This window comes from Pasteurella canis (assembly GCF_900454865.1).
Lineage (GTDB): Bacteria > Pseudomonadota > Gammaproteobacteria > Enterobacterales > Pasteurellaceae > Pasteurella > Pasteurella canis.
In genome coordinates, this window is record NZ_UGTV01000017.1 from 1 (window position 1) to 8,623 (window position 8,623).

Below are 8,623 nucleotides of genomic sequence, written 5' to 3' on the forward strand. Positions count from 1 at the left end.
TAAGCCAGATTCCCAAGCATTACTCACCCGTCCGCCACTCGTCAGCAAAAAAAGCAAGCTTTCTTCCTGCTACCGTTCGACTTGCATGTGTTAAGCCTGCCGCCAGCGTTCAATCTGAGCCATGATCAAACTCTTCAATTCAAAGTTCAATCGCTCAATAAACTGCTTAGCTAAAGTTTACACTTCTATTTAATATTAAGCTCTTAATATTAAATCAGTATGAATTTTCAGTTATAAGCACCTATTAAGACTTCAATAATTAAAATTTTTTTCAAAATGAAATCAATCAACAAGTGCCCACACAGATTGTCTGATAAATTGTTAAAGAACGTTGCATTTAAGCAAGGCTGAAAATAATAATAAATTACAGATTCACTGTCAAGCAATTTTAAGTAGAAATATTAGAAATTTTTCCTAAAAAACAACTACCTTTCACTATTCATTGCCTTCCTTGCTTTGCGGTCGTGCATTATAGGCTTTTATTTTTCTCTGGCAAGTCCTTTTTTGTTAAAGATATGAAATTTAAACACAACTGCTATTTTTTTAAGCAATGTTATTGACTATTTATTTCTCTATTAACTAATTTATTATATTTTTGCGAGACTAATCACTAGGTCAATTATTTCATCATATTGAATTGCTCTGCAAACAGTCTCACTTTATCCCAATCAGTATATTCAATTTCTTTTGTTGTATCAGTTTCACCACCTGTAATTTTCATAATAAACTGAATCATTATTCGATCAAAAAAATTATAACGAGGATAAAATAATGCACCAGCAAATACAGCTTTTAAAGTCGGTTGCCATTGATTACGTAAAAAAAACTTTCTCACATAAACATTCGTTTCTGGAGTATCTTTTCCTTTCTTACGTGCCGTTAAGTTTACACCAAAAAAAGCTGTTCTTTTTTTGTTTAAAAGCGCGGTTGATTTTTGAATAAAATTACTCAAGATTGAATTAAAATGGCCATAACGTATTGAGGCTCCAATAATAATATTATCAAAACTTTCTATTTGTATATTTTCTGTTAATGCTTTAACTCTTACTTCACCTTGTAAATGGGCGGCAATATATTCGGCGATTTTTTTAGTCTGTCCATCATGACTTGAATATAAAATTAATGTTTTCATTATTCTTTCCAAAATGCTGGGCTAAATAAAACAAGTAATGAAAAAATCTCTAATCGCCCACAAATCATGGCGAAAGTCAGTATCCACTTAGCATTATCTGGGATACTAACAAAATTACTACTAACTTGCCCTAAACCCGGTCCTAAATTATTTAAGCAAGCAACAACTGCATTGAAAGCATTAAAAATATCAACTCCACAAGCAATTACACCAAATAAACAGAGCACAAACACAAGAGCATAAGCAGAAAAAAATGCCCAAATCCCTTCTAAAACTCGTTCAGGTACAATATTGCGTCCTAATTTAATTGGATAAACTAAGTTTGGATGTACAAAACGCTTAATTTCTCGATTCCATTGTAATGATAAAATTAAAATTCTTACTGCTTTTAAACCGCCTCCTGTCGATCCAGCGCATCCCCCTACAAAAGAAGAAAAAAGTAAAAGTATAGGTATAAAAGAAGGCCAATGAGTAAAATCTGTCGTTGTATAACCCGTTGTAGTAGAAATAGATACTGCTTGAAAAGCAGCCTCCTCTAAGCTATTTTCATGACCACTCCACCAAAGAAAAAGAAAACAAATCACAATAAGTACGATTTGAAAACTCATAAAAAATTTAAATTCAGGATCACGTAAATATATTCTAAGCGATTTACCACGTTTCAATTCTGAAAATGCAGCAAAATGCAATGCATAATTACAAGCAGAAATAAGCAAAAACACAATGGTAATAATATTAATTATACTATTATTAAAATACCCCATACTTGCATCATGAGTAGAGAAGCCACCGATAGATACTGTTGAAAAACTATGACTAATTGCATCAAAAATTGACATACCTGCTAACCAATAGGCAAATGCACAAAAAATGGTAAGTGATGTATAGATAAACCATAAAATTTTTGCAGTCTCTGCTATACGTGGACGCATTTTTTGATCTTTCAATGGACCTGACATTTCAGCACGATATAATTGCATTCCTCCTATCCCTAAGAGAGGAATAATTGCAACAGCTAATACAATGATTCCCATACCACCCATCCATTGTAATAACTGACGATAAAATAGAATTGCTTTAGGTAAATTATCTAATCCAGTAATGTTTGTCGCTCCAGTTGTTGTTAAACCAGAAAAAGATTCAAAAAAAGCGCCAGATAAACTAAGTTCTGGCTTTTCGAAAAGCATAAAAGGTATAGCACCGAGGCTACCTAATACAATCCAAAAAGCGACAACAATGAAAAAACCATCACGAGAACGTAATTCCTCCTTATGATGATGACAAGACCACCACAATGATAAACCTACAATTGAACTCATTACAAAAGTTTGTACAAATGCTTTACCACCACCATCGCCATATAATAATGCAACAAAAGCAGGCGCTAACATAGTGATAGAAAAACACATAACTAGGATACCGATAATTCGGATAATCGATAATATTCGCACAAATTACTCTCTTTTTAATTGTAGTTGTCCACTTGAACGTTCTATTATTTCTTGTTCAAAGATATTTAGTTTATCATCTCTAATACCTAGCTCAAAATCTACCTTTTCGCTATACATTTGACCAATTACTAATATTTCATATTTTTCAAACAATAATTTCAACCAATTAATCTGCGTGTAATCAGACCTTAATTTATAATTTTTATACTGTACTTTTAATGTTGTTTCTAAGTTTAGTAATGCTTGTTGAACACCGTTACTATAAGCTCTTACTAATCCACCAGTTCCTAATAGGACACCACCATAATAACGTACAATAACAGCACTTATCTCACCGATATCACTTCCTTGCAATACTGATAACATTGGTTTTCCTGCTGTACCAGCTGGCTCACCATCATCAGAAAAACCAAATTGTTGCGAATCTATTGGTGAACCGGCTACTGTTGCCCAACAATGATGACGAGCATTAGGATGTAGTTCTTTAATCTCTTGCCAAAATATTTTTGCTTCAGCAATACCTTCAGTATGACGTAAATAAGTAATAAAGCGGCTTTTTTTTATTTCTTCCTCAAAAACAACCGCACTTTTTGGAATGTTATATTCAATCATTCAATTTATTAAACTTTTAGGCTACCTGAGTTTGATGTATTATACCGCTTAAGTTTATTCAACAAACGATAAAATTCATGAATGAAATTACTGTTACTCAAACATTAGACACTTTAGGATTACGCTGTCCAGAACCTGTCATGTTAATAAGAAAACATATACGCTATTTAGAAAATGGAGATGTATTACTATTAATTGCAGATGATCCAGCAACAACAAGGGATATTCCAAGTTTTTGCCAATTTATGGAACATACTTTATTAAAAAGTGAAGTAGAAACAACTCCTTTTAAATATTGGGTAAAAAAAGGAAAATAGATATAAAAAATAAAAGACCACAAATAGGTGGTCTTTTATTTTTCAATGTTTGATTTAATTAGCGTTTATTTTTTACTAATTTTTCTGTCAATTCATAAGCACGTAGTTTCGCCAATTCTTTAGATAGTTTAGATGCCAACATTTCATAATTTGCATCACCATGACGAGAACGAATATTTTCTTCTGCACGTTTTTTCGCAGCTAAAATACGATCACCATCAAGTTCATCGCCTCGAATTGCTGTATCAGCTAATACAGTAACAATATTTGGCTGAACTTCTAAAAAACCACCTGAAACATAAACAACTTCTTCTTTACCATCTTCAAGAGTAAGTTTAACAATACCAGGCTTAATTGCAGTAAGTAATGGGGTATGACCTGCCAAAATACCAAGTTCACCTTCAATACCCGTTGCCTGAATACTCTTTACTAGACCAGAAAATATTTGTTGTTCCGCACTAACTACAGTTAAATTAAATACTGACATGTTTTCTCCTTCAAGCCTGGTTAGTTGCTTTCAGAAGCAATTATAATTTTGCTGCTTTTTCTAATACTTCATCAATGGTGCCTGCCATATAGAACGCTTGTTCTGGAATATGGTCATATTCACCTCTAAAATACCTTTAAAGCCACGAATTGTTTCTTTCAATGGAACGTATTTACCTGGCGTACCGTTAAATACTTCCGCTACGAAGAACGGTTGTGATAAGAAACGTTCGATCTTACGTGCACGTGCCACTACTAATTTATCATCTTCTGATAATTCATCCATACCAAGAATTGCAATGATATCTTTCAATTCCTTATAGCGTTGTAATGTTGTTTGAACACCACGAGCTACATTGTAATGTTCTTCACCAACAACTAATGGATCCAATTGACGAGAAGTTGATTCTAACGGGTCAACTGCAGGATAAATACCTAATGATGCAATTTGACGACTTAATACGACTGTTGAGTCTAAGTGCGCAAATGTTGTTGCTGGAGACGGATCAGTTAAGTCATCAGCTGGTACATAAACCGCTTGAACAGAGGTAATAGAACCTGTTTTGGTCGAAGTAATACGTTCTTGAAGCACACCCATTTCTTCTGCTAAAGTTGGTTGGTAACCTACCGCAGATGGCATACGACCTAATAATGCTGATACCTCAGTACCTGCAAGGGTATAACGATAAATATTATCTACGAAAAATTCCTACGGGTAGGATTATTTTTCGTAGATAATATTTATCGTTATACCCTTGCAGGTACTGAGGTATCAGCATTATTAGGTCGTATGCCATCTGCGGTAGGTTACCAACCAACTTTAGCAGAAGAAATGGGTGTGCTTCAAGAACGTATTACTTCGACCAAAACAGGTTCTATTACCTCTGTTCAAGCGGTTTATGTACCAGCTGATGACTTAACTGATCCGTCTCCAGCAACAACATTTGCGCACTTAGACTCAACAGTCGTATTAAGTCGTCAAATTGCATCATTAGGTATTTATCCTGCAGTTGACCCGTTAGAATCAACTTCTCGTCAATTGGATCCATTAGTTGTTGGTGAAGAACATTACAATGTAGCTCGTGGTGTTCAAACAACATTACAACGCTATAAGGAATTGAAAGATATCATTGCAATTCTTGGTATGGATGAATTATCAGAAGATGATAAATTAGTAGTGGCACGTGCACGTAAGATCGAACGTTTCTTATCACAACCGTTCTTCGTAGCGGAAGTATTTAACGGTACGCCAGGTAAATACGTTCCATTGAAAGAAACAATTCGTGGCTTAAAGGTATTTTAGAGGGTGAATATGACCATATTCCAGAACAAGCGTTCTATATGGCAGGCACCATTGATGAAGTATTAGAAAAAGCAGCAAAATTATAATTGCTTCTGAAAGCAACTAACCAGGCTTGAAGGAGAAAACATGTCAGTATTTAATTTAACTGTAGTTAGTGCGGAACAACAAATATTTTCTGGTCTAGTAAAGAGTATTCAGGCAACGGGTATTGAAGGTGAACTTGGTATTTTGGCAGGTCATACCCCATTACTTACTGCAATTAAGCCTGGTATTGTTAAACTTACTCTTGAAGATGGTAAAGAAGAAGTTGTTTATGTTTCAGGTGGTTTTTTAGAAGTTCAGCCAAATATTGTTACTGTATTAGCTGATACAGCAATTCGAGGCGATGAACTTGATGGTGATCGTATTTTAGCTGCGAAAAAACGTGCAGAAGAAAATATTCGTTCTCGTCATGGTGATGCAAATTATGAAATGTTGGCATCTAAACTATCTAAAGAATTGGCGAAACTACGTGCTTATGAATTGACAGAAAAATTAGTAAAAAATAAACGCTAATTAAATCAAACATTGAAAAATAAAAGACCACCTATTTGTGGTCTTTTATTTTTATATCTATTTTCCTTTTTTTACCCAATATTTAAAAGGAGTTGTTTCTACTTCACTTTTTAATAAAGTATGTTCCATAAATTGGCAAAAACTTGGAATATCCCTTGTTGTTGCTGGATCATCTGCAATTAATAGTAATACATCTCCATTTTCTAAATAGCGTATATGTTTTCTTATTAACATGACAGGTTCTGGACAGCGTAATCCTAAAGTGTCTAATGTTTGAGTAACAGTAATTTCATTCATGAATTTTATCGTTTGTTGAATAAACTTAAGCGGTATAATACATCAAACTCAGGTAGCCTAAAAGTTTAATAAATTGAATGATTGAATATAACATTCCAAAAAGTGCGGTTGTTTTTGAGGAAGAAATAAAAAAAAGCCGCTTTATTACTTATTTACGTCATACTGAAGGTATTGCTGAAGCAAAAATATTTTGGCAAGAGATTAAAGAACTACATCCTAATGCTCGTCATCATTGTTGGGCAACAGTAGCCGGTTCACCAATAGATTCGCAACAATTTGGTTTTTCTGATGATGGTGAGCCAGCTGGTACAGCAGGAAAACCAATGTTATCAGTATTGCAAGGAAGTGATATCGGTGAGATAAGTGCTGTTATTGTACGTTATTATGGTGGTGTCCTATTAGGAACTGGTGGATTAGTAAGAGCTTATAGTAACGGTGTTCAACAAGCATTACTAAACTTAGAAACAACATTAAAAGTACAGTATAAAAATTATAAATTAAGGTCTGATTACACGCAGATTAATTGGTTGAAATTATTGTTTGAAAAATATGAAATATTAGTAATTGGTCAAATGTATAGCGAAAAGGTAGATTTTGAGCTAGGTATTAGAGATGATAAACTAAATATCTTTGAACAAGAAATAATAGAACGTTCAAGTGGACAACTACAATTAAAAGAGAGTAATTTGTGCGAATATTATCGATTATCCGAATTATCGGTATCCTAGTTATGTGTTTTTCTATCACTATGTTAGCGCCTGCTTTTGTTGCATTATTATATGGCGATGGTGGTGGTAAAGCATTTGTACAAACTTTTGTAATGAGTTCAATTGTAGGTTTATCATTGTGGTGGTCTTGTCTCATCATCATAAGGAGGAATTACGTTCTCGTGATGGTTTTTTCATTGTTGTCGCTTTTTGGATTGTATTAGGTAGCCTCGGTGCTATACCTTTTATGCTTTTCGAAAAGCCAGAACTTAGTTTATCTGGCGCTTTTTTTGAATCTTTTTCTGGTTTAACAACAACTGGAGCGACAAACATTACTGGATTAGATAATTTACCTAAAGCAATTCTATTTTATCGTCAGTTATTACAATGGATGGGTGGTATGGGAATCATTGTATTAGCTGTTGCAATTATTCCTCTCTTAGGGATAGGAGGAATGCAATTATATCGTGCTGAAATGTCAGGTCCATTGAAAGATCAAAAAATGCGTCCACGTATAGCAGAGACTGCAAAATTTTATGGTTTATCTATACATCACTTACCATTTTTTGTGCATTTGCCTATTGGTTAGCAGGTATGTCAATTTTTGATGCAATTAGTCATAGTTTTTCAACAGTATCTATCGGTGGCTTCTCTACTCATGATGCAAGTATGGGGTATTTTAATAATAGTATAATTAATATTATTACCATTGTGTTTTTGCTTATTTCTGCTTGTAATTATGCATTGCATTTTGCTGCATTTTCAGAATTGAAAACGTGGTAAATCGCTTAGAATATATTTACGTGATCCTGAATTTAAATTTTTTATGAGTTTTCAAATCGTACTTATTGTGATTTGTTTTCTTTTTCTTTGGTGGAGTGGTCATGAAAATAGCTTAGAGGAGGCTGCTTTTCAAGCAGTATCTATTTCTACTACAACGGGTTATACAACGACAGATTTTACTCATTGGCCTTCTTTTATACCTATACTTTTACTTTTTTTCTTCTTTTGTAGGGGGATGCGCTGGATCGACAGGAGGCGGTTTAAAAGCAGTAAGAATTTTAATTTTATCATTACAATGGAATCGAGAAATTAAGCGTTTTGTACATCCAAACTTAGTTTATCCAATTAAATTAGGACGCAATATTGTACCTGAACGAGTTTTAGAAGGGATTTGGGCATTTTTTTCTGCTTATGCTCTTGTGTTTGTGCTCTGTTTATTTGGTGTAATTGCTTGTGGAGTTGATATTTTTAATGCTTTCAATGCAGTTGTTGCTTGCTTAAATAATTTAGGACGGGTTTAGGGCAAGTTAGTAGTAATTTTGTTAGTATCCCAGATAATGCTAAGTGGATACTGACTTTCGCCATGATTTGTGGGCGATTAGAGATTTTTTCATTACTTGTTTTATTTAGCCCAGCATTTTGGAAAGAATAATGAAAACATTAATTTTATATTCAAGTCATGATGGACAGACTAAAAAAATCGCCGAAATATATTGCCGCCCATTTACAAGGTGAAGTAAGATTAAAGCATTAACAGAAAATATACAAATAGAAAGTTTTGATAATATTATTATTGGCCTCAATACGTTATGGCCATTTTAATTCAATCTTGAGTAATTTTATTCAAAAATCAACCGCGCTTTTAAAAAAAAAAGAACAGCTTTTTTTGGTGTAAACTTAACGGCACACGTAAGAAAGGAAAAGATACTCCAGAAACGAATGTTTATGTGAGAAAGTTTTTTTTACGTAATCAATGGCAA

General features: G+C 33.7%; 9 protein-coding genes, 1 rRNA gene and 4 pseudogenes. 7 read left to right on the plus strand and 7 right to left on the minus strand.

The annotated features are described in order from the left end of the window. From DYE19_RS11020 to DYE19_RS11035, 4 genes are all read right to left on the minus strand, one after another. Window positions 1-141: ribosomal RNA gene (locus DYE19_RS11020) — 16S ribosomal RNA — on the minus strand; the annotation flags it as partial. Window positions 142-619: 478 nt separating this feature from the next. After that, the gene (gene hemG, locus DYE19_RS11025; RefSeq protein ID WP_049214376.1) at window positions 620-1,132 is read right to left on the minus strand and encodes a menaquinone-dependent protoporphyrinogen IX dehydrogenase; all 513 of its coding nucleotides are present in this window, start codon (window positions 1,130-1,132) and stop codon (window positions 620-622) included. Further along, window positions 1,132-2,583 carry a TrkH family potassium uptake protein gene (locus tag DYE19_RS11030; RefSeq protein ID WP_115323310.1) on the minus strand — a complete coding sequence of 484 codons (1,452 nt, stop codon included), beginning with the start codon at window positions 2,581-2,583 and terminating at the stop codon, window positions 1,132-1,134. The genes hemG and DYE19_RS11030 overlap by 1 nt, the downstream gene beginning before the upstream one ends. Before the next feature lie 3 nt (window positions 2,584-2,586). Further along, complete coding sequence (locus DYE19_RS11035; protein ID WP_115323311.1) at window positions 2,587-3,195, minus strand: YigZ family protein; 609 nt, start codon at window positions 3,193-3,195, stop codon at window positions 2,587-2,589. A gap of 77 nt (window positions 3,196-3,272) precedes the next feature. Here DYE19_RS11035 and tusA (DYE19_RS11040) point away from each other — a divergent pair, with 77 nt between their 5' ends. Continuing rightward, a complete protein-coding gene (gene tusA / locus DYE19_RS11040; protein ID WP_115323312.1) occupies window positions 3,273-3,512 on the plus strand; it encodes a sulfurtransferase TusA in 240 nt (79 codons plus the stop codon). 58 nt (window positions 3,513-3,570) lie between these two features. Here the strand turns inward: tusA (DYE19_RS11040) and DYE19_RS11045 are convergent, their stop codons facing one another. Then, window positions 3,571-3,999, minus strand: coding sequence for a F0F1 ATP synthase subunit epsilon (locus DYE19_RS11045; protein ID WP_049214372.1), 429 nt, complete (start codon window positions 3,997-3,999; stop codon window positions 3,571-3,573). 40 nt (window positions 4,000-4,039) lie between these two features. Continuing rightward, window positions 4,040-4,704, minus strand: a pseudogene (locus DYE19_RS11050) (ATP synthase beta subunit C-terminal domain-containing protein); the annotation flags it as partial. 15 nt (window positions 4,705-4,719) lie between these two features. On the opposite strand from DYE19_RS11050, the pseudogene DYE19_RS11055 reads away from it, so the two are divergent. Both DYE19_RS11055 and DYE19_RS11060 read left to right on the plus strand, forming a co-directional pair. Continuing rightward, window positions 4,720-5,387, plus strand: a pseudogene (locus tag DYE19_RS11055) (ATP synthase beta subunit C-terminal domain-containing protein); the annotation flags it as partial. Window positions 5,388-5,427: 40 nt separating this feature from the next. Further along, a complete protein-coding gene (locus DYE19_RS11060; RefSeq protein ID WP_049214372.1) occupies window positions 5,428-5,856 on the plus strand; it encodes a F0F1 ATP synthase subunit epsilon in 429 nt (142 codons plus the stop codon). A gap of 57 nt (window positions 5,857-5,913) precedes the next feature. Here DYE19_RS11060 and tusA (DYE19_RS11065) read toward each other — a convergent pair whose 3' ends face one another. Continuing rightward, window positions 5,914-6,153, minus strand: coding sequence for a sulfurtransferase TusA (gene tusA, locus DYE19_RS11065; RefSeq protein ID WP_115323312.1), 240 nt, complete (start codon window positions 6,151-6,153; stop codon window positions 5,914-5,916). A 77-nt stretch (window positions 6,154-6,230) separates the two neighbouring features. Here tusA (DYE19_RS11065) and DYE19_RS11070 point away from each other — a divergent pair, with 77 nt between their 5' ends. The 4 genes and pseudogenes from DYE19_RS11070 to DYE19_RS11485 all read left to right on the plus strand — a co-directional run. Next, window positions 6,231-6,881 carry a YigZ family protein gene (locus tag DYE19_RS11070; protein ID WP_115323616.1) on the plus strand — a complete coding sequence of 217 codons (651 nt, stop codon included), beginning with the start codon at window positions 6,231-6,233 and terminating at the stop codon, window positions 6,879-6,881. A gap of 121 nt (window positions 6,882-7,002) precedes the next feature. Then, window positions 7,003-7,643 (plus strand): annotated as a pseudogene (locus DYE19_RS11475) (potassium transporter TrkG). Between the two features lie 182 nt (window positions 7,644-7,825). Beyond that, window positions 7,826-8,164 (plus strand): potassium transporter TrkG, encoded by a 339-nt coding sequence (locus DYE19_RS11480; RefSeq protein WP_255313163.1) that lies wholly within the window; start codon window positions 7,826-7,828, stop codon window positions 8,162-8,164. Between the two features lie 130 nt (window positions 8,165-8,294). Beyond that, a pseudogene (locus DYE19_RS11485) lies at window positions 8,295-8,623 on the plus strand (flavodoxin domain-containing protein); the annotation flags it as partial.